Origin of the sequence: Acetobacter cerevisiae, from assembly GCF_001580535.1 — a bacterium.
In the GTDB taxonomy this organism is placed as follows: domain Bacteria; phylum Pseudomonadota; class Alphaproteobacteria; order Acetobacterales; family Acetobacteraceae; genus Acetobacter; species Acetobacter cerevisiae.
Window position 1 is genome coordinate 36,788 of sequence record NZ_LHZA01000142.1, and the last position, 18,554, is coordinate 55,341.

The following is an 18,554-nucleotide window of genomic DNA, read 5'->3' on the forward strand; positions in this document are numbered from 1 at the left end:
TGAGGATGCATGAGGCGAGTGTTCATATTGTTTCAAAGCGGCACCATAATGTCTAAAACTTTTTTCACTCTCTTGGGTCTTTCGGCCTGTTGGGTGGTATTTTAGCGACAGCCGCCAGCACAGCGCTGCCCGGAATGCGTTGACGCATGCGGCGGCAGATGATGAATTCCATTTATGACAAAAATAGACACAAACCGCCCCTTCCTGCCGGTGCGTATCGCGGTAATGACCGTATCGGATTCCCGCACGCTTGAGACAGATACATCGGGTCAGGCTCTGGTTTCCCGCATCGAGCAGGCGGGCCATGTGCTGGCAGACCGCACGATTGTGCGGGACGATGTCAAACAGATAACGGAACAGCTTAAGAGCTGGATAAAAGACCCTCTGGTTGATGTGGTGATCACGAATGGCGGCACCGGTGTAACCGGGCGCGACGTGACGCCGGAAGCCTTTGACTGTGTGCTTGAAAAGCGCATCGAAGGCTTTGGCGAATTGTTCAGAATGCTGTCCTACCGCAAGATCGGCACGTCCACCATTCAGTCCCGCGCTGTCGCAGGTGTTGCGGACGGAACATACCTGTTTGCGCTGCCCGGTTCAACCGGGGCGGTCAAAGACGGCTGGGATGACATTCTTGTGTTCCAGCTCGACAGCCGCCATCGCCCCTGTAACTTTGTGGAGCTCATGCCCCGGTTGCGTGAAGGATTGAAGGAGGATCATTCCCATGACTGAAGACGTCAGACTGCTGATGCTGGCAGGCGATTATGTGGAAGATTACGAGATCATGGTGCCGTATCAGGCGCTGCTGATGGTGGGCTACAAAGTGGATGTGGTCAGCCCCGGCAAGAAGGCGGGGGACAAGGTTCTGACCGCCATCCATGATTTTGAAGGTGCGCAGACCTACAGCGAAAAGCCCGGGCATGCCTTCCAGCTCAATGCGACGTTCGATGAGATTGATACGGACGATTATATCGGCCTGATCATCCCCGGTGGTCGTGCGCCGGAACATCTGCGCATGCACCCGCGGGTGATCGAGATTGTCAAAGCCTTTGCAGACCGGCCTCTGGCTGCCATCTGCCACGGTGCGCAGCTGCTGGCTGCGGCGGATATCATCAAGGGCCGCACGGTCTCCGCTTACCCCGCCTGCCGCCCGGAAGTGGAAATGGCTGGTGCCACCTACGCCGATATTGCGGTGACAGACGCCGTGACGGACGGAGAGCTGGTGACAGCCCCGGCCTGGCCTGCTCACCCGGCGTGGCTGGCGCAGTTCCTCAGCGTGCTGGGCGCGACTGTGACAATATAGTGCATTGGCAGGCTCCTCCCGTTGTGCATCATAGAGGATTGTGTTCAACAGGATGGAGCCTCTTATGAGACGTCTTACTGCCCATTTTATCCCTGCGGTTCTCAGTCTGGCCTGTGCCATGCCGCCAGCCGCAGCATGGGCACAGCAGGCGACCTCCCTCCCGCCGAATGATGCCCCAAGCCCTGCGCCGAACATGCATCCGGACGTCAAACTGCCGACCCTCAACACGCCGGTTAAGGTAGAAGACATCAAGGTTTCCGGGAACAAGCGGGTCAGCACCGAGGCTATTATGGCTGTGGTGCCGTTCCATGTTGGCAGCATGGTCACGCAGGCGCAGATCACGCAGGGTCTGCAGGACATCATGAAGCTGTACCAGCAGCAGAATATTGGCGGAAAATTCCACCAGAGCCTCAGCCTGGACGGCAAAAGGGTGAAGGTAGGATGGGCCATTGAAGAAACAGGTGGCCCCGCAGATTTCCAAAAGCCGCTGGTGCTGGAAAGCCTCGGGTTTGACGGCAATCTGCACGTCTCAACCTCAGCGCTGAAAGAGGCCGTGCATCGTCAGCCGGGCGAACAGGTTACGCCTGCAACCGTGCTGGCTGATGAAAAAGCCATTCAGGCTTTGTATGTGAAGAAGAATATCGGCGTGACCATCGTGCCGGAAAGCCATGCGCCGCATAAGGATGAGCGCGTGACGCTGACTTATCACCTGACGGAAAAAGCCAACGATTAAGTCTCTGAAGGCCCTATGCAGGCGGTTCTGAGCTAAAACTCAGCGCCGCCTGTTTGGGTCTATGCCCCCGTTTGTGCGGGGGCAGGTCGTCTTAGTATTCGCTCGCACCCGGGCGGTTGAGCATGGCCAGCAGTTCCCGCCGTGTATCAGAATTGGTGCGGAACACGCCCAGCATCTGGCTGGTGACCATGGAAACGCCGGGGCGATGCACGCCACGGGTCGTCATGCATTCATGGCTGGATTCAATAATGACGGCTGTGCCGTGCGGCTGCAAAACATCATTAATGGTGTTGGCAATCTGGGCCGTCAGCCGTTCCTGAATCTGCATGCGGCGGGCATAGGCATCCACCACGCGTGCCAGTTTGGAAATGCCGACTACGCGCTGGCGCGGCAGATAGGCGACGTGCGCGCGGCCAATAATGGGGGCCAGATGGTGTTCGCAGTGGCTTTCAAAGCGAATATCGCGCAGCAGCACGATTTCATCATAGCCTTCAACTTCGGAAAATGTGCGTTCCAGAAGTGTTTTGGGGTCAATCGCGTAGCCCTCAAAAAACTCTTCATAGGCGCGGGTGACGCGGGCAGGCGTATCATGCAGGCCTTCACGGTCCGGATTTTCCCCGGCCCAGCGGAGCATGGTGCGGATGGCGTCTTCCGCCTCTTCACGGGTGGGGCGGTCAGTCTTGGGCAGAGGGTCGCTCATGCCATTCTCCTGCGGTCTGCATGATGATGAAGCGGTCATGGCCAGTTCGGGTTAATGGATCTGGCGGAACTGGAACGGGCTATCAAGGCTGAAAGCCGGAATGGCGATATCAAACCGTTTGCCGGAATTGACATTCCACATCTGGTAAGACCCGCGCATAAAGCCGCCTGCCGTGGTGAGGGAGACGCCGGAGGTGTAGTCAAACCCGTTCTGCGGGCGGATGACCGGCTGTTCGCCCACAACGCCTTCACCATGCACATATTCCGTGCGGCCAGCGCCATCGGTAATCTGCCAGGTGCGTTCCTTCAGCTGGATGGGGGCCGTGCCGCCATTTTCAATGCGGATGCGATACACCCAGCAATAGACATCCTCGTCCGGTTCCGACTGTTCGGGGAGCCAGAATACCTGCACGCAGACACGCATATCGTCCGTCACGGCTTCATACATCGGCGCTGAAGCGAAGAGCTCGCTCAGGGCGTCATCATGATCGGGGGACATGGGCGGTGAGTCCGGCCAGTCAGGCATGGGGTGTTCTGCTCCTGCATAAGAATAACATGGCCGGTTTCATGCCATCCGGGGCATCCCGTAAGGCAGACGTCAAGGCACAGTCCGCTGGCAGTATCACGAAGCGATTGGATAAGGGAAGCCGCCTGTCTGGTCTGTTGCTGTTCCGGCACAAAGCAGACAGGCGGCGGTCAGGCGTTAGCTTTTGGCGAGAGCTGCCACGCCACGGGCAAGGTCATCAATCAGATCGGCGCTGTCTTCCAGCCCGACGGAGAAGCGGATAGCCCCGTCGGAAATGCCCAGTTTGGCCCGTTCTTCCGCACCAATTTTCATGTGCGTGGTGGTGGCCGGGTGGGTGACGAGGGAGCGCGCATCGCCCAGATTGTTGGAGATGGCGATGAGCTTCAGAGCGTTCATGAACGCAAATGCGCCGTCCTGCCCGCCGTCCACTTCAAACGCGACCATGGTGCCGCCGGCCGTCATCTGGCGCTGGGCGAGGTCATACTGCGGATGGTCCTTGCGGCCCGGATAACGCACGCTGACGATACCGGGCGCAGAGGCCAGATAGTCCGCCACGGCTGCGGCGTTGCGCGTCATGGCTTCCACGCGCAGGGCGAGAGTTTCCAGCCCTTTGAGCATGACCCATGCGTTGAAGGGGGAGAGCGCGTTACCGGTATTGCGCACGAACGGCTGGAGCGTTTCTTTAATCCAGTCTTCCTTGCCCAGCACGGCACCACCCAGAACGCGGCCCTGCCCATCGATATGCTTGGTACAGGAATACACCACTACGTCGGCACCCAGTTCCAGCGGCTTCTGGTAGAGGGGGGAGGCGAAGACGTTATCGACAATCACCAGTGCGCCGGCCTTGTGGGCGCGCTCTGCAATGGCGGCGAGGTCCAGCACATCCAGCATGGGGTTGGAGGGGCTTTCTAGCAGCACGGCAGCGGTCGGTTTGCTAAAGGCTTCATCCCATGCAGCAAGGTCACCCCCGTCTACAAAGACTGTTTCCACGCCGTATTGCGGCAGCAGGTTGGCCACAATCCAGTGACAGGAGCCAAACAGCGCGCGGGAGGCTACAACGCGATCCCCGGCTTTGACCTGAGACAGCAGGGCGGAAGACACAGCGCCCATGCCGGTGGACGTGGCCACACAGGCTTCTGCCCCTTCCAGATCCGCCAGACGGCGTTCCAGCGCTGCAACCGTGGGGTTGGCAAAGCGGCTGTACTGATAGTGGGAGATTTCACCGGTAAAGGTTTTAGCGGCCTGTTCAGCGTTTTCGTAAACAAAGCCGGATGTCAGGAAAAGCGCCTCGCTGGTTTCACCATATTCGGTGCGTTCCAGGCCCGCATGCAACAGGCGGGTGGCGGGGCGCCAGTTTTGGGAAGAGGATGTCTTGCTGTCACTCATCATGAGGTATCCGGTTCTTTTGCTGTCATACAGCGCAGTGTGACCGTGGAAACCGTGGCGTCGGCACAGCGTCGCCATGGCCTCTTTAGCGCGTTTATTTTACCTCGCCGCAAGCCGGCCGGACAAATCACGAGGTCTTAGCGTGCTTTAACACACCGCAAGCATTTCGTTATGCGGAGGCATGTTCTGTTCGTCAAGCGTCTACCCACCCGCCGGGCTGCGGCCTCAGCTATGCAGCAGGGCAGGGCGTAGTTTACAGCAATTCCTGCAGGAGCGGCACAAAGGGAATATCCGCGTCCGGCATGGGGTAATCATGCAGGTCTTCCGGTTTTACCCATGCCAGTGTCTGGCCTTCCTTCGGGGTCGGTGTTCCGGCCCAGCGGCGGCACAGATAAAGCGGCATCAGCAGATCAAACCCCTTGTAGGAGTGTGATGCGAAGGTAAACGGGGCGAGGCAGGCGCGGGAGACATCCAGCCCCAGTTCCTCTTCCAGTTCCCGCATCAGCGCGACTTCCGGCGTTTCTCCGGGTTCGACTTTCCCGCCGGGAAATTCCCACAGGCCTGCGAGACTTTTCCCCTCCGGCCGTTTGGCCAGCAGAATACGCCCCTGCGCGTCAATCAGCGCGGCGGCAGACACAAGAACAAGCTTGCGGGGAGCAGCGATACCGTCCGCCTGCGGGCCGGCAGGCGTATCGAGATCATCGCGCGTGGCTTCAAACACCCGCACGGGGTGGTCTTTCCCACGGGCCACAAACATCTGTTTGTCCGTGCCAATGGCCCGGAACCCGATATGTTCAAGCACACGGGCGGAGGCGGCATTATCATCCGCAACCGTGGCGCGCAGGCAGGTAATGTCCAGATTGGCCAGCGCCCAGCGGGCCAGACGGCCTGCAGCAAGGGTGGCAATGCCCCGGCCCCAGTACGTGCGGCCTATCCAGTAACCCAGCATGCCAACGCGCCCAACCTGCGGCACTGTTTGCACACGCAGGCCTACGCAGCCCACAAAGGTGTCGTTCTCATCCAGAATGGCAAAATGACAACCTTCTCTGGCCCGATGCATGGAGAGCGTAGACGCAATCCAGTCATCCGCCAGTTCCCGCGGGTAGGGGAAGGGCAGGCGGCTGAGCATGCGCACCACTTCCCAGTCATTGACCAGATTGTGGAGCGCAGGGGCATCATCAGGCAGCAGAGGGCGCAGCCGGTAGGGCGGCGCCTCCAGAACCAGAGACGTGATCTCAGGCATTCACAGCCGGTGCGGCGGGAACACCGCATTCTGCCAGAAGGGCACGCAGGGCGTTAATCACGGGGAAGACTTCCACATTGTGGTCACCGCCCAGCTCACGCCATGCGTTCTGTTCCAGTTCCACAATTTCACGGTCTTCCGCAAAAATCCGCTCGGTAAAGGCAACAAGGAACGGCCATGCCAGTTCCAGAACGCCCGGCAGCTTGGGGCGCTTGACGGACAACAGGCCAAAGGTCCGGTTGGTCAGTTCTTCCGCATCCTGCGGGACGTAGACGATCCACAGATCCATCACCGGGTCTTCATCCCCCGTCTGGATGCGCAGGGTCTGATACGGATATTCCGTGCGGATGGTCATGACGTCACGATGCTGGAATTTTTCCGAGGAATCGCGGCGTTCACCAAAAATCAGAGCTTCACCCAGCGGCTGCTTGCCGCTGGTCCGGGCGAAGGAATAGCGGGCTTCCACCAGACCGGCTTTACGTTTCTGGCCCAGAAAGCGCGGGCGCATCTGGCCCATCTGCTTCATGTGCATGAACTGATGGTTCATATCCATCAGGTTCTCATGCATGAAGCTGTAGTGGCACTTTACTTCCTGCCCGAAGAAGCGGGTCTTGTAGGCCGGGTCTCCCACACGGGCCAGACGCGGGGCCAGCGGCACGGAATCCGCTTTGTCCGGGTCTCCGGGGAAGATGAAAATCAGGCCATCCTGCTCACGGCAGGGGAAGGTCCGCACACCGTTGGGCAGCTTGCCCTTGCCCAGATAGGGCACATCAATGCAGCGACCAGAGCGGCCATAGGCCCAGCCATGATAGCAGCACTGGACGGACTGACCGCAGACCTTGCCTTTGCTGAGCGGCACCTGTCGGTGTGCACAGCGGTCTTCCAGCGCAAAAATTGCGCCTTCCGTGGGGCGCACCAGAGCGATGGGCGTCCCTGCATAGCGCGTGCCGATGGTCTTGCCCGGCTTGAGTTCTTTGGACCACGCAACCGGATACCAGAAGTCCGGATTAGAGCGGATGCGCCGCAGATCCGTACCGGTGGTGGTGTTATGCCCCGCGCCAAAAGAGGGTGTATCGTCTGGTGTGTCGGTCTGAACGGTCTGGTCCATCTTGCCTCTATGTCATGACGTTCGGGGCCGCGTCATCCTGACACTGCCGATTAGCGGATGCATGCAACCGTATATCACGCAAAGAGGCAAGACGCAGAGGGAACGGAATGCCCGGTTATTCTCTTTTTATTTGCAAATTATTCAGAAACTGAATGTTACGCTGCTTTGGGTGTTGGTCTGGGCATAGGTCCCTCGCGCTTCAGCCCATGCCAGGCAATCAGGCTATCCCCCAGAAACAGGCCCAGCGCTCCCACCGTGCAGGCAAGGGCCATCCCGAACATAACCACCAGCCAGGTGGCGACGGAGGAATCCCGCACACTGCCCATAAACAGCACAAACGCTGCCCCGCAGGAGGCCGCGCCCCCAAGCCCTCCGGCCAGAATGGCCGTGTCCAGCATCAGGGTGCGGTGGTGCAGGCGGACAAGGTGTTTCTCCAGCGTCTGGTTTCGGTCCGGATCGTCATTCCCGTCCATCAGCAGGGCATTGGCCTGTTCAATATGGTCGGACACGCGGGCCAGACGGGTATTGAACAGGTTGAGCAGCGTGCCGATGCCCGAAAGCATGAAAACCGGCGTCAGCGCGATCTGGATGATATGCGCAACGCTATCAATCGGTTCGGCGGAGATGCCTGCCAGAACGGGAAAGGCCATGAAGCGGAAAGTCCTTGCTGCCAGAACAGTGGGGCGAGAGGAGGATCTAGCGGCTGGAGGCCAGTTCTGCCGTCAGGTCTTCAATGAACTGGAAGGCCACCCGGCCAGAGCGGCCGCCACGGGTGATGGCCCATGCATTGGCGCGGGCTGTCAGATCCTCATCGCTGATGGGAAGGGCGCGTTCTCTCGCATAGGTCCGCACCATGTCAAGAAACACATCCTGCGGGCAGGCATGAAAGCCAAGCCACAGGCCGAACCGGTCGGAGAGGGAGACTTTCTCTTCCGTGGCTTCAGACGGATTGATGGCGGTGGCGCGTTCGTTCTCAATCATCTCACGCGGCATCAGGTGCCGGCGGTTGGAGGTGGCGTAGAACAGAACATTCTCCGGCCGCCCGGCAATGCCGCCATCCAATACGGATTTCAGGGCTTTGTAATCGCGGTCTTCTTTCTCAAAGGACAGATCATCACAGAAGATGATGAAGCGGCGCGGGCTTTCCCGCAGCATGGCCAGCAGGTCCGGCAGGGTGGCCAGATCTTCCCGCTGGATTTCCACCAGCGCCACCCGGCCCTGACCGGGCGCGCACGGCTTACCATCCACCTGATTGACCAGCGCATGCGCGCCCTTAACCAGGGAGGATTTGCCCATACCGCGTGAGCCCCACAACATGGCGTTGTTGGCAGGCAGCCCGCGGGCGAAATGCTCGGTATTGTCCATCAGCGTCTGGCGCTGCGAGTCCACACCCTGCAACAAACCGGCAGGCACATGCGCCACATGGGCCACCGGCAGCAGCCGCCCGCGTTCGGGGAGCCAGACAAACGCGTCAGCCTGATCCACCCCATCCAGGCTTGGCGGCGGAGGGGAGAGGCGCTCCAGCGCTGAGGCAATACGTTCAAGGACGGAGAGAGGCGCGGTATCCATCAGGGCAGGGTCCATGGTTGTGCCGCCGGGGAACTTCCGGCAGGAAAGGAGGTGGTGCGACGGCTTATCTTCAAGGGATGCTTGACGTGTGAGCCGTGAAAATTATGGTCACGCATCTTAATTACGCAACCAGCCTTTCCGGAAAGCCTGCCATCATGTCCAATTTTCTTATTCCCGCAGCCTATGCCCAGTCCGCCGGTGGCGGGGGTGCTGGCTCGAGTCTGATGTCGTTCCTGCCGTTCATTGGTGTGTTCGTCATCATGTATTTCCTGATGATTCGCCCGCAGCAGCAGAAGCAGAAGCAGCTCCAGAATGAGCTGAAGTCCCTGCGTCGTGGTGATCGGATTGTCACTGCAGGCGGCATTATCGGCATTGTGCAGAAATCTCGTGACGACAGTCAGGAAATTGAAGTGGAAATCGCCCCCAACGTCCGCGTCATGGTTCTGCGCAGCACCGTCACCACGGTTCTGACCAGCACGGCCAAACCGGCCAATGATGTAGCGGACGCCAAGAAATAAGCGTGCGATGCATTAGGCGGCGCATTCTCGGGCGCTGTTACAGAAAGCGGGCTTCTTGCCCGCTTTTTTTGTGCCCGGAGGCGTAGATTAGAGAGGCTCGTTTTCGGCTGCCAGACGGGCGTCCGCCGTGTCACTCTGGGCAATTTCCTCGGTCACATCTAAAGCCAGAACTTCGCCTGCCATGATGATGCTCAGCAGCGCCAGAATTTTCAGGCCCAGCGTATCGTTGCTTTGTGGGTGGCCGTGCAGAATATGCAGCACAAGGGGCGTGAGAGCAGGCAGAGGCAAAAGCCAGAAGACCGCACGCCAGATCGGTTTTTGGATACGGGACCGATAAAATGTAGCCAACCTCCGCTCTTTTTTCAGCACGAATTTCAGGAACAGGACGATTGCCGTGCCAATGGCAAGGGATATGAGCGGCATCAGCACCACTGTGGACGCCACCTCATGCCAGTTACAATAAGCCAGTCCAAGCAGGGCCACTCCCACCCATGATGAAAAATAGATGGCAATGCCGATAATGGAATAATGCTTCACGATACGATCCTCAAATGTCGTTTCCTGCGGTTTTACGACAAAATGATGCGCTATCGTTATAAAAAAGAGACCGGGTCGATATCCACATCCACCCGCACCTGCCGGTCCAGTTTCACCAGCCCCAGCCAGCGGCGCAGAATGGGCTGCACGGCAATGGATTTACGGGTGCGCAGCAGCAAACGCCGCCTGTGCCGCCCGCGCAGGATAGCCATGGGGGCCGGGGCGGGACCAAGAACCTGAATGCCATCCCCATAAGGGGCTACGCGGCCAAGAGCTGCGGCGGCATCATCAGCGGCTACGGCGGTGTCAGCACTCACAATCAACGCCGCGAGCCGACCATAAGGCGGCCAGAAGCCGGGGCGTCTCTGCTCGGCTTCTTGCGTCATGAACGCATCAAAATCGCCAGAAAGGAGGGCCTGCATCACCGGATGTTCCGGCGTGTAGCTTTGTAGCAAAACGCGGCCCGGTGTGCTGGCGCGCCCCGCACGCCCTGCCACCTGATGCAGAAGCTGGATGGTGCGCTCACCAGCCCGCAGGTCACCCCCGCCAAGCCCGAGGTCGGCATCCACAATGCCAACCAGTGTCAGATGCGGAAAATGCCAGCCTTTGGCGACAATCTGCGTGCCAATCACCAGATCGACTTCCCTGCGGGAAATCTTGCCAACCGCTTCCGCCGTGGCGGCGGGGCCGCCCAGCGTGTCACTGGCCATCACCAGAATGCGGGCATCGGGGAACAGATGGCGGGCTTCTTCCGTAATGCGCTCAATGCCCGGCCCGATGGGCGTCAGGCTTTGCTCCGCCCCGCAGGAGGGGCAGGCTTCGGGCATGGGTTCGGTATGATCGCAAAAATGGCAGGAGAGAATTTTGCGGTTCCGGTGCTCCACCAGCCATGCGGTACAGTGCGGACATTCCATGCGGTGCCCACAGCTCCGGCATAAGGTGAGGGGGGCATAGCCGCGCCGGTTGAGGAACAGCATGGCCTGTTCCTTGCGCTCAAAGGTCGCGGTCAGTTCTTCCGTCAGGGCCGGGGAGAGAAACAGGCCGCGGGGCGGGGGATGGTCCCGCATGTCCAGAATCCGGGTTTCCGGCAGGGCCGCGCCGCCATGGCGGGAGGGCAGAACCAGATGCCGGTAACGCCCGGCCTCCACATTGGCCAGCGATTCCAGACTAGGCGTGGCCGAGACCAGCACAATGGGGAACCCCGCCAGCCGCGCCCGCACCACGGCCATATCCCGCGCACTGTAGATGACACCTTCTTCCTGCTTGAACAGGGCCTCGTGCTCTTCATCCACAATAATCAGGCCGAGGTTCTTGAACGGCAGGAAGAGAGCCGACCGCGCCCCCACAACCACCGTGGCACTGCCATCTGCCGTGCCGTGCCATGTCAGACGGCGTGCACGCTGGCCGACTTCCGAATGCCAGATGGCGGGCTGCGTGCCAAAGCGGCGTGTAAAGCGCTCCATCCACTGAGCGGAAAGGGCAATTTCCGGCAGCAGAACCAGCGCCTGCTTGCCCTGCTCCAGGCAGGCGGCAATGGCTTCCAGATAGATCTCGGTTTTGCCGGAGCCGGTCACGCCTTCCAGCAGCGTGACGGAAAAGCGCCCTTCCGCCACGGTCTGGCGCAAGGCATCTGTGGCCTCAGCCTGTGCGCCTTCCAGCACGGGTAAATTATGGAACGGGTCCGGGGCGGCAAAGGCGCGCTCCGGTCCAAGGGGAACGGGGGTTAAAGCGCCTGCATCGGCCAGACCTTTTACCACGCCGGGACCAACGCTTGCGGCGGTCGCAAGGTCCGTAGTGGTGCGGGCCGTGCCATCGGCCAGCAAGGTCAGTACTTTCTGGCGGGCCGGTGTCAGGCGCAGTCCATCCGGCTGGGGGGATGCCGCCAGCCAGCCCGTGGAGGGTGTGGGCACCCCGCGCATATGGAGGCGGAGCGTCATGGCGAGCACCATGCCGGGGGCAGAGAGCGTATAGGCCGCTACCCAGTCTACAAAGCGTCGCAGTTCGGCAGTGAGCGGCGGCAGTTCCAGCCGTTCCGCTACAGGGCGCAGCTTTGCCGCATCCACAGTGCGTTGGGGTGGTGGCGCGAATTCCGGGGGCAGAGAGCTGGTAGCATCCCACACCACCCCGGTTTGCCTGCGGTGGCCGAGGGGGACCGTTACAATATCGCCGGGTTGCAGCGCCATTTCTGCCGGGGCCGCATAATCAAACGGACCGGGGAACGGCATGGGCAACAGCACGGACACTCTCTGGCGCGCAGACCCGGCAGCAGAAGCCGGAAGCCGGGCAGGCTGAGGAGAGGGAGAAGGTGCAGGCGCCATGGGGTTCTATGTAAGCGGAGGTCCGGTTAAAGAACAGTGCTTGCGAAACCATAAAAACTCTGAACAAGTCAGCAGGGCCTTCAGAGCATGCTGAAGAGTGCAGATCTGTTTGAGAGGGTGCGATGACAGCGGAAGAAGCCGTCCAGAAATTTCTGGAGTGGATGGCGACGGAAAAGCGGGCATCCCCCCTGACTATTGATGCCTACCGGGCCGATCTGGCGCGGTTTCTGGGTTTCATGAGTGAGCATCTGGATGGCCTGCCGGACATGGCCGGGCTGGGGCGTATCAGCCTGAGGGATTTTCGCGCCTGGCTGGCGCAGGAACAGGCCCGTTCCGCAGCATCCCGCACTCGCCAAAGCACACCAGACCGGGCCGCCCGCACACGGGCGCGGCGCGTGTCGGCTGTGCGCTCCTTTTTCCGGTATCTGGCACGCAGGCAAGGGGTGGAAAACCCGGCTGTGGCCCTGCTGGCGACGCCCCGCAGCAAGAAACCTCTGCCGCGGCCCCTGAGTGTGACAGATGCCAAAGCCGTGCCGGAAGATATTGCCGCCCTAGCCCTGACACCCATGGCGCAGCAGCGCGATGGGACTTTGTTCCTGCTGCTCTATGGCTGCGGGCTGCGTATTTCCGAGGCGTTAAATCTTAATATTTCCGACCTTGGTAGCCTGACGAGCAGCGGTGTGCTGCGCATCAAAGGCAAGGGCAACAAGGAGCGTCTGGTGCCCGTGCTGCCCGCCGTGCAGCAGGCGCTGGAGACGTGGCGCAAACGGCACCCGTCTCCGCTGCCAGAGTCGCCTTTGTTCCCCGGCGTGCGGGGCGGGCGGTTGCAGGCCGGTGTGGCGCAGAAAGCCATGCGGGAATGGCGGGCACTGGCTGGCTTGCCAGAGCATGTGACACCCCACGCTCTGCGGCACTCTTTTGCGACGCATCTGATGGAAGGCGGCGCGGATTTACGTGTCATTCAGGAGCTGCTGGGGCATGCCAGCCTGTCCACCACACAACGATACACTCTTGCGGATGAAGCCCGCCTGCTTGATGTGTGGAGCCGCGCGCACCCGCGTGCGCAAAAAACTGCTCAGCCGAGAGAAGGAACACGAGACTGATGACCGAGGCCCTGCGCGCTCCCTGGCCCGCTATAGACCCTTACGCCCATGGCTATCTGGATACTGGAGAAGGGCACGAGATCTATTGGGAAGAATGCGGCAACCCGCATGGTATCCCCGTAGTGTTCCTGCATGGTGGCCCCGGTGGCGGGTGTTCCCCCGCACAGCGGCGTCTGTTTGATCCGTCCCGTTATCGGATTGTGCTGTTTGACCAGCGTGGCTGTGGTCGTTCCAAACCACACGCCTCGCTTGAGAACAACACCACATGGCATCTGGTGGCGGATATTGAACGCCTGCGGGTTTTCTTTGGTATTGATAAATGGGCGGTTTTTGGCGGCTCATGGGGTTCCACGCTGGCGCTGGCCTATGCCCAGACGCACCCGACCCGCGTGACGGCCCTGATGCTGCGCGGCATTTTCACGCTGCGGAAAGCTGAGTTGCTCTGGTATTATCAGGAAGGAGCCTCCTGGCTGTTCCCGGATAAATGGGAAGATTTTCAGGCCCCCATTCCGCAGGCAGAGCGGGGGGATATGATGGCGGCGTATCGCAAGCGTCTGGTCTCTGATGATGTGGCCGTCCGGCAGGAAGCGGCTGTGGCATGGAGCCTGTGGGAAGGGCGTACGCTCACCCTGCTGCCAGCCCCCGACATTGAAAACCAGCATGAAGAGACCGATTACGCTCTGGCGTTCTCACGGATTGAAAACCACTACTTCGTGCATGGGGGCTGGCTGGAAGAAGGTCAGTTGATCCGTGATGTGGATCGTATCCGGCATATTCCAACCGTTATCGTGCAGGGGCGTTACGACATGGCGACCCCCGTGCGTACCGCGTGGGATCTGCATAAAGCCTGGCCGGAAGCGGACTTCAAACTGATCAACGCTGCCGGCCATGCGTTGTTTGAACCCGGCATTCTCAGCGCACTGCTGGATGCCACAGACCGCTTTGCGCGGGAATTAGGCTGATCATGCGCACACGGGCAGTTCAGGCAGCACTTCTCACCGCATTCTGTGCGGCGGTCTCACCTGCGTTTGGTACGCAGGCGGCCACTGCTGCGGAAGGGCTGTGCCATCATGAACGGATTGCCCGTGTGCCTTTACATGATGATCTGGGGTTTCTGAACATCCCGGTCGAAATCAACAAACATCCGGCGCGTATGATTGTTGATACCGGGGCAGAGGGCAGTCTGCTCTCCCCCGAGGCCGCTGAGGGTTTTGATGTCCAGCTGGACCCGTCTGTTCATACCCTCATGCACGGTACGGGCGGGGTCGGGCGGATGGTGCCCAATGGTGTGGTGCGGTCGCTTACGCTAGGGGGGCTGGAAACCGGCCCGATTTCCATGCCGGTTGGGGACCTGCCGGGAAAGCCCGTCACGCAACCTCCGGTTGAAGGTCTGGTCGGAGGGGATCTGCTTTCGCACTATGATGTGGAATTCGATGTTGCGGAGGGCTGGCTGACTTTCTGGTCCGTCAAAAGCGGTTCTTCTGCCTGTGCCGGGCCAGTGGACTGGCATGTGATTTACCGGGCAGTACCACTGGAATCAGCAGGCAGGCGTGTCATTGTTCAGGTGCTGCTGGACGGCATGCCGTTGCGCGCTTTGGTGGATAGCGGCGCACGGTCCCGTATTCTGTCAGACAAAGCCGCTGAAAGGCTGGGGGTTACGGCCCGCATTTTAGCGGCTGATCCGGGGGGGCTGACCAGTGGGGTGGATGGCCATACGCAAGTCTATCACTGGCATAAGTTCCACACGTTCCAGATTGGGCAAGAGCAGGAAAAAGCACCGGTTTTAACCGTGGCACCCATTCATGATTCTGTGGATATGCTGTTGGGGTCAGACTGGTTTGCGGCGCATCGTGTCTGGATTTCGTATCAGACAGGCATGCTCTACGTCATGCCAGCGCTCAAGCGGCGGAATTAAACGCTCGGCCTTGAAAAAAAACCGGGGCACCTTGTGGATGCCCCGGCCTTTAATCAGCCCGCTTTCAGGTGGGTGTTGCACTGGCTGTAATAGCCGCCACCCTTCTGGATCCATTTCAGGCTGCCATTGCCAGTGCCGGTCTTATTGGCATTGTACTGGTCAAGGCAGGTCTTCATACGGGCTTTACCAGCGCTCAGCTTCGCATACTGCGGAGCAACAGCGCTCGGGAAGACAACGCCAGCCGTGGTGGCGGCTGCCGGAGCTGCTGTGCTGGCTGCGGTCGGTGCTGTTGCCGGGGCAGCGGGAGCGGCCTCTTTTGCGGTTTCTGCCGGAGTTGTGGCCGCCGGAGCAGTTGTCGCTGCGGGCGTTGCTGCCGCATCACATTTGGCAGCTTTAAATTGCTTGTAGCTCTGGCCATCCAGTGTGCCAGCGGTGCGAGCAGCAGCGAAGCTGGCATGACATTCCTTTGCGCTCAGGGCATGAGCAGCCGGAGCGGAAAGGGCGGTGGCACAGCTCAGAGCCAGTGCTGCAAGCGCAAAGCGAGCGGAAGATGTCATAAGGAAAAACCTCATCCAAATACCAGGGCTGGAAGATGCAGCACCATGCCGCAGCGCCCTGACTATTGTTACATCTTATGATGAATAAATGTGTTTGGAAAAGGGTTATCCCCAACAGGCTTGCTTTGGTCCTTTACGTAATCATGCAAGCCGCGGGCCTTCATCTTGTCTGATGCAGCTTTTCCGTCATTGTCGTCTGGAATGTTTGTCAGAAGAGATGAAGATGAGTGGTCCGGCAATGGAAGTGCACTGAAAGTGCCATAAAAAAAGCCCCTTCCGGCACAGAGGCGGGAAGGGGCTCGAACAGCGGCATGATAAAACTGAGGAGAGGGTTAGTTGATCCGCTCTCCATGCAGGGACATGTCCAGCCCTTCCAGTTCTTCATCGGGGGTCACACGTAGACCCATGGTCAGATCAATGGCCTTCAGCAGAACAAAGGAGATGATGCCGCACCATAGAATGGTGACGATAACGGCTTCGCCCTGAACCATGAACTGATGCAGAGACCCCGTAATGCCAGACGGATTGGCGTCCGTGGCAGAGAGCGGACCGTAAGCAAACAGCCCCGTCAGCATGGCCCCGACAATACCGCCCACGCCATGCACGCCAAAGGCATCCAGACTGTCATCATAGCCCATCATGTGCTTCAGCGATGTGGCGCTCCAGTAGCAGATTACACCCGTAATCAGGCCGATGATCAGCGCGCTGCCCGGCAGCACAAACCCAGCAGCCGGCGTAATGGCAACCAGACCACCCACAGCCCCGGAAATTACACCCAGCACGGTCGGTTTGCCGCTGCGCAGCCATTCGACGAGCATCCAGGCCACACCGGCCCCGGCAGCAGCAATTTGCGTGGTAGCCATGGCCATAGCAGCGCGCCCGTTCGCCCCGACTGCCGAACCAGCATTAAAGCCGAACCAGCCGACCCAAAGCAGAGAGGCGCCAATAATGGCGTAGGTCAGATTGAAGGGAGAGAGATCATCCTGCCCGAACCCTTTGCGCTTACCCAGCACAAGAGCGCAGACAAGCCCGGCAATACCGGCATTGATATGCACGACGGTGCCGCCAGCAAAATCCGCAGTGCCGAGACCGGCCAGCCAGCCCATAGGGCTCCAGACCCAGTGCGCAATCGGCGCATAGACCAGCAGTGACCAGAGAACAGAGAAGATGCACATGGCGCTGAACTTCATGCGCTCTGCATACGCGCCGGAAATCAGGGCCGGGGTGATGATGGCGAACGTCATCTGGAACATCATGAAGAGGCTCTCAGGAATCGTCATCGTCGTGGCATTGAGAGAATCAGCGCCGAGCGTGAAGGCAATGTCAGCCCCGTTCTGGATATGCGCGCCAATCCCGCTCAGGAACATGCGCGACACGCCACCAATCCACGGTGTGCCGGTGGTGAAAGCCAGAGAATACCCTGCAACCATCCAGACAATGGACATAATGCAGCACAGCGCAAAGGACTGCATCAGCGTTGCCAGCACATTCTTCTTACGCACCATACCCGCATAAAACAGCGCCAACCCCGGAATGGTCATCATCAGCACAAAAGCCGTGCTGACCAGCATCCATGCGGTGTCACCGGTATCGATAGTAGGGGCTGTATCGGCTGCGTGAGCTATGCGAGCACTTAAAAAGAAGACAACACTACCGGCTAAGGCGGATAACGCTGAAAGCTTGCTAAAGACACTTGCACGAGGTGAACCTGTTAAAAACCTCGAGTTCATTGATCTGGAGCTCCGTGTGAATCTTATCCATTGGTTTCTAAGGTGAGATGATTCGATTTAGTATCATATTTAAAACCATAATTATAGGTTGGGTGAAATAGTTGATGAAAATTATTAAGTTATGAGATCTGTACATAGATGACAAGCATTGAGGGTTCTTAATAACTCTGTGGAGGAAGGTGTTGGCCGTTAGAAAATGATGATGGTGCATTATCAGAACTGTTAGGGCCGCAGTCCCTTCAGAAAGGACATATTCGTCGCTGGATGATCGGTCTGTAGCGTTTTCAGATATGAACTAAGCATTTTTGCTTAGTGTAGAATCTCCAGGCTTCTTGTTCTCTTGAGCGGGAGGAGGGACCGAAGAGGCGGTGATTGAATTTGGAGGGTTCGAAAAACCCCTGGCTCTGAACTGTTGGCTGTGATCCCCTACCTTGTGTGATGATTGGGGGATGGCTCATGAAGCAGCCGGGTTTCTTTGATGTTGACGACCGGCTTGCCCGGTTAAGCGGGCTTGGCGATCAGCTCGAGGTTGGACGCCATCCTGCGTAACGCGGGGTATCTGCCGATGTCCGGCCAGATCCTGGATGCCACGCTGGTGGCAGCGCCAAAGCAGCGCAATACCAACGGGGAGAAAGCCGATCTTCGGGAAGGCCGGATCCCCGAAGGGTGGGAAGACAAGCCGGTAAAGCTGTCCCACAAGGACAGGCACGCCCGCTGGACGCTGAAGTTCACGAAGGCAAAGCGGCAGGAGGACGGGACGCTCCCGGCCACGGACCTCGCCATTCCGTTCTTTGGCTACAAATCGCATGTTTCCATCGATCGAAAGTTTCGACTTATCCGGAAATGGAAGACAACGGATGCCGCTGCCAGTGATGGTGCCAGACTGCGCGAGGGTCTGCTGGATAAAACCAATACGGCCTCAACCGTTTGGGCCGACACCGCGTATCGCTCGAAAGCGAATGAGGACTTCATGGACAAAGAGGGTTTTGTCTCAAAGGTTCACAGGAAAAAGCCGCATCTCAAGCCCATGCCACGACATATCCAGAAATCAAATGCAGGAAACTCCGTTATCCGGTCGCGTGTCGAGCATGTCTTTGCCGATCAGAAATCGCAGACAGGACTGTTCATACGAACCGTTGGCATAACGCGGGCCACCATGAGGATCGGGCTGGCCAATATTGTCTACAACATGCGCCGCTTCCTCTTCCTCGAGAAGTTGAACGCGAGCACGTAGCCATCCCGGTGGCGATACTCCCCGGTCTGTTCAAAGCGCAGATGGAGGGATTGAAGAACCGTTGATTGATTTCCCTTT

The 18,554-nt window shown here is 59.2% G+C and carries 18 protein-coding genes, 1 pseudogene and 1 riboswitch; of the genes and pseudogenes, 8 read left to right on the forward strand and 11 right to left on the reverse strand.

The genetic code is table 11. From position 1 onward, the window contains the following. Nucleotides 1-174 precede the first annotated feature (174 nt). From moaB to AD928_RS07415, 3 genes are all read left to right on the forward strand, one after another. Nucleotides 175-729, forward strand: coding sequence for a molybdenum cofactor biosynthesis protein B (moaB, locus tag AD928_RS07405; protein ID WP_061492181.1), 555 nt, complete (start codon nucleotides 175-177; stop codon nucleotides 727-729). Then, the gene (locus AD928_RS07410) at nucleotides 722-1,300 is read left to right on the forward strand and encodes a DJ-1/PfpI family protein (RefSeq protein WP_043550492.1); all 579 of its coding nucleotides are present in this window, start codon (nucleotides 722-724) and stop codon (nucleotides 1,298-1,300) included. The genes moaB and AD928_RS07410 overlap by 8 nt, the downstream gene beginning before the upstream one ends. Before the next feature lie 64 nt (nucleotides 1,301-1,364). Then, a complete protein-coding gene (locus AD928_RS07415) occupies nucleotides 1,365-2,033 on the forward strand; it encodes a POTRA domain-containing protein (RefSeq protein WP_062249502.1) in 669 nt (222 codons plus the stop codon). 91 nt (nucleotides 2,034-2,124) lie between these two features. Here AD928_RS07415 and folE read toward each other — a convergent pair whose 3' ends face one another. The 7 genes from folE to AD928_RS07450 all read right to left on the reverse strand — a co-directional run bounded on the left by folE (nucleotide 2,125) and on the right by AD928_RS07450 (nucleotide 8,564). After that, nucleotides 2,125-2,733 (reverse strand): GTP cyclohydrolase I FolE, encoded by a 609-nt coding sequence (folE, locus tag AD928_RS07420; protein ID WP_043550493.1) that lies wholly within the window; start codon nucleotides 2,731-2,733, stop codon nucleotides 2,125-2,127. A gap of 51 nt (nucleotides 2,734-2,784) precedes the next feature. Next, entirely contained in the window at nucleotides 2,785-3,258 is a 474-nt protein-coding gene (gene apaG / locus AD928_RS07425) for a Co2+/Mg2+ efflux protein ApaG (RefSeq protein ID WP_043550495.1), read from the reverse strand. A gap of 177 nt (nucleotides 3,259-3,435) precedes the next feature. After that, nucleotides 3,436-4,644, reverse strand: coding sequence for an O-succinylhomoserine sulfhydrylase (gene metZ / locus AD928_RS07430; RefSeq protein ID WP_062249520.1), 1,209 nt, complete (start codon nucleotides 4,642-4,644; stop codon nucleotides 3,436-3,438). Nucleotides 4,645-4,708: 64 nt separating this feature from the next. Next, a riboswitch (SAM riboswitch) is annotated at nucleotides 4,709-4,788 on the reverse strand. A gap of 109 nt (nucleotides 4,789-4,897) precedes the next feature. Beyond that, the gene (locus AD928_RS07435) at nucleotides 4,898-5,887 is read right to left on the reverse strand and encodes a bifunctional GNAT family N-acetyltransferase/(deoxy)nucleoside triphosphate pyrophosphohydrolase (protein ID WP_062249504.1); all 990 of its coding nucleotides are present in this window, start codon (nucleotides 5,885-5,887) and stop codon (nucleotides 4,898-4,900) included. Continuing rightward, entirely contained in the window at nucleotides 5,880-6,995 is a 1,116-nt protein-coding gene (locus AD928_RS07440; protein WP_062249506.1) for an aromatic ring-hydroxylating oxygenase subunit alpha, read from the reverse strand. Before AD928_RS07440 ends, AD928_RS07435 begins: the two co-directional genes overlap by 8 nt. A 155-nt stretch (nucleotides 6,996-7,150) precedes the next feature. Beyond that, on the reverse strand, nucleotides 7,151-7,645 hold the full coding sequence (locus tag AD928_RS07445; protein ID WP_061505493.1) for a DUF2721 domain-containing protein: 495 nt from the start codon (nucleotides 7,643-7,645) through the stop codon (nucleotides 7,151-7,153). Nucleotides 7,646-7,691: 46 nt separating this feature from the next. Beyond that, nucleotides 7,692-8,564: an ATP-binding protein gene (locus AD928_RS07450; protein WP_043550711.1), complete on the reverse strand. Its 873-nt coding sequence runs from the start codon at nucleotides 8,562-8,564 to the stop codon at nucleotides 7,692-7,694. Between the two features lie 152 nt (nucleotides 8,565-8,716). Here AD928_RS07450 and yajC point away from each other — a divergent pair, with 152 nt between their 5' ends. Then, complete coding sequence (gene yajC, locus AD928_RS07455) at nucleotides 8,717-9,082, forward strand: preprotein translocase subunit YajC (RefSeq protein WP_197056220.1); 366 nt, start codon at nucleotides 8,717-8,719, stop codon at nucleotides 9,080-9,082. 87 nt (nucleotides 9,083-9,169) lie between these two features. Here the strand turns inward: yajC and AD928_RS07460 are convergent, their stop codons facing one another. Both AD928_RS07460 and AD928_RS07465 read right to left on the reverse strand, forming a co-directional pair. Continuing rightward, nucleotides 9,170-9,619: a hypothetical protein gene (locus AD928_RS07460; RefSeq protein ID WP_061505494.1), complete on the reverse strand. Its 450-nt coding sequence runs from the start codon at nucleotides 9,617-9,619 to the stop codon at nucleotides 9,170-9,172. 56 nt (nucleotides 9,620-9,675) lie between these two features. Continuing rightward, the gene (locus AD928_RS07465) at nucleotides 9,676-11,937 is read right to left on the reverse strand and encodes a primosomal protein N' (RefSeq protein WP_062249508.1); all 2,262 of its coding nucleotides are present in this window, start codon (nucleotides 11,935-11,937) and stop codon (nucleotides 9,676-9,678) included. A 122-nt stretch (nucleotides 11,938-12,059) separates the two neighbouring features. Between AD928_RS07465 and AD928_RS07470 the strand changes: the two genes are divergently transcribed. The 3 genes from AD928_RS07470 to AD928_RS07480 are packed head-to-tail and all read left to right on the forward strand — an operon-like array spanning nucleotide 12,060 to nucleotide 14,955. After that, nucleotides 12,060-13,040, forward strand: coding sequence for a tyrosine recombinase XerC (locus tag AD928_RS07470; RefSeq protein ID WP_062249511.1), 981 nt, complete (start codon nucleotides 12,060-12,062; stop codon nucleotides 13,038-13,040). Next, complete coding sequence (gene pip / locus AD928_RS07475; RefSeq protein WP_043550505.1) at nucleotides 13,040-14,002, forward strand: prolyl aminopeptidase; 963 nt, start codon at nucleotides 13,040-13,042, stop codon at nucleotides 14,000-14,002. Before AD928_RS07470 ends, pip begins: the two co-directional genes overlap by 1 nt. Nucleotides 14,003-14,004: 2 nt before the next feature. Further along, complete coding sequence (locus tag AD928_RS07480) at nucleotides 14,005-14,955, forward strand: retroviral-like aspartic protease family protein (RefSeq protein ID WP_062249512.1); 951 nt, start codon at nucleotides 14,005-14,007, stop codon at nucleotides 14,953-14,955. A 53-nt stretch (nucleotides 14,956-15,008) separates the two neighbouring features. Here the strand turns inward: AD928_RS07480 and AD928_RS07485 are convergent, their stop codons facing one another. Together AD928_RS07485 and AD928_RS07490 are read right to left on the reverse strand one after the other, a co-directional pair. After that, nucleotides 15,009-15,512, reverse strand: a complete 504-nt coding sequence (locus AD928_RS07485) for a hypothetical protein (protein ID WP_062249514.1) — start codon at nucleotides 15,510-15,512, stop codon at nucleotides 15,009-15,011. Nucleotides 15,513-15,844: 332 nt separating this feature from the next. After that, entirely contained in the window at nucleotides 15,845-17,242 is a 1,398-nt protein-coding gene (locus AD928_RS07490; RefSeq protein WP_062249516.1) for an ammonium transporter, read from the reverse strand. Between the two features lie 523 nt (nucleotides 17,243-17,765). Between AD928_RS07490 and AD928_RS07495 the strand changes: the two are divergent. Then, a pseudogene (locus tag AD928_RS07495) lies at nucleotides 17,766-18,476 on the forward strand (transposase); the annotation flags it as partial. Nucleotides 18,477-18,554 lie beyond the last annotated feature (78 nt).

What these genes read in the sequence shown, in the direction of transcription:
- moaB (WP_061492181.1), top strand. Translation starts at nt 175, where the DNA reads ATGACAAAAATAGACACAAACCGCCCCTTCCTGCCGGTGCGTATCGCG.
- AD928_RS07450 (WP_043550711.1), bottom strand. Translation starts at nt 8,564, where the DNA reads ATGGATACCGCGCCTCTCTCCGTCCTTGAACGTATTGCCTCAGCGCTG.
- metZ (WP_062249520.1), bottom strand. Translation starts at nt 4,644, where the DNA reads ATGAGTGACAGCAAGACATCCTCTTCCCAAAACTGGCGCCCCGCCACC.
- pip (WP_043550505.1), top strand. Translation starts at nt 13,040, where the DNA reads ATGACCGAGGCCCTGCGCGCTCCCTGGCCCGCTATAGACCCTTACGCC.
- AD928_RS07480 (WP_062249512.1), top strand. Translation starts at nt 14,005, where the DNA reads ATGCGCACACGGGCAGTTCAGGCAGCACTTCTCACCGCATTCTGTGCG.
- AD928_RS07410 (WP_043550492.1), top strand. Translation starts at nt 722, where the DNA reads ATGACTGAAGACGTCAGACTGCTGATGCTGGCAGGCGATTATGTGGAA.
- AD928_RS07415 (WP_062249502.1), top strand. Translation starts at nt 1,365, where the DNA reads ATGAGACGTCTTACTGCCCATTTTATCCCTGCGGTTCTCAGTCTGGCC.
- AD928_RS07490 (WP_062249516.1), bottom strand. Translation starts at nt 17,242, where the DNA reads ATGAACTCGAGGTTTTTAACAGGTTCACCTCGTGCAAGTGTCTTTAGC.
- AD928_RS07470 (WP_062249511.1), top strand. Translation starts at nt 12,060, where the DNA reads ATGACAGCGGAAGAAGCCGTCCAGAAATTTCTGGAGTGGATGGCGACG.
- AD928_RS07440 (WP_062249506.1), bottom strand. Translation starts at nt 6,995, where the DNA reads ATGGACCAGACCGTTCAGACCGACACACCAGACGATACACCCTCTTTT.
- AD928_RS07445 (WP_061505493.1), bottom strand. Translation starts at nt 7,645, where the DNA reads ATGGCCTTTCCCGTTCTGGCAGGCATCTCCGCCGAACCGATTGATAGC.
- apaG (WP_043550495.1), bottom strand. Translation starts at nt 3,258, where the DNA reads ATGCCTGACTGGCCGGACTCACCGCCCATGTCCCCCGATCATGATGAC.
- AD928_RS07465 (WP_062249508.1), bottom strand. Translation starts at nt 11,937, where the DNA reads ATGGCGCCTGCACCTTCTCCCTCTCCTCAGCCTGCCCGGCTTCCGGCT.
- AD928_RS07435 (WP_062249504.1), bottom strand. Translation starts at nt 5,887, where the DNA reads ATGCCTGAGATCACGTCTCTGGTTCTGGAGGCGCCGCCCTACCGGCTG.
- folE (WP_043550493.1), bottom strand. Translation starts at nt 2,733, where the DNA reads ATGAGCGACCCTCTGCCCAAGACTGACCGCCCCACCCGTGAAGAGGCG.
- AD928_RS07485 (WP_062249514.1), bottom strand. Translation starts at nt 15,512, where the DNA reads ATGACATCTTCCGCTCGCTTTGCGCTTGCAGCACTGGCTCTGAGCTGT.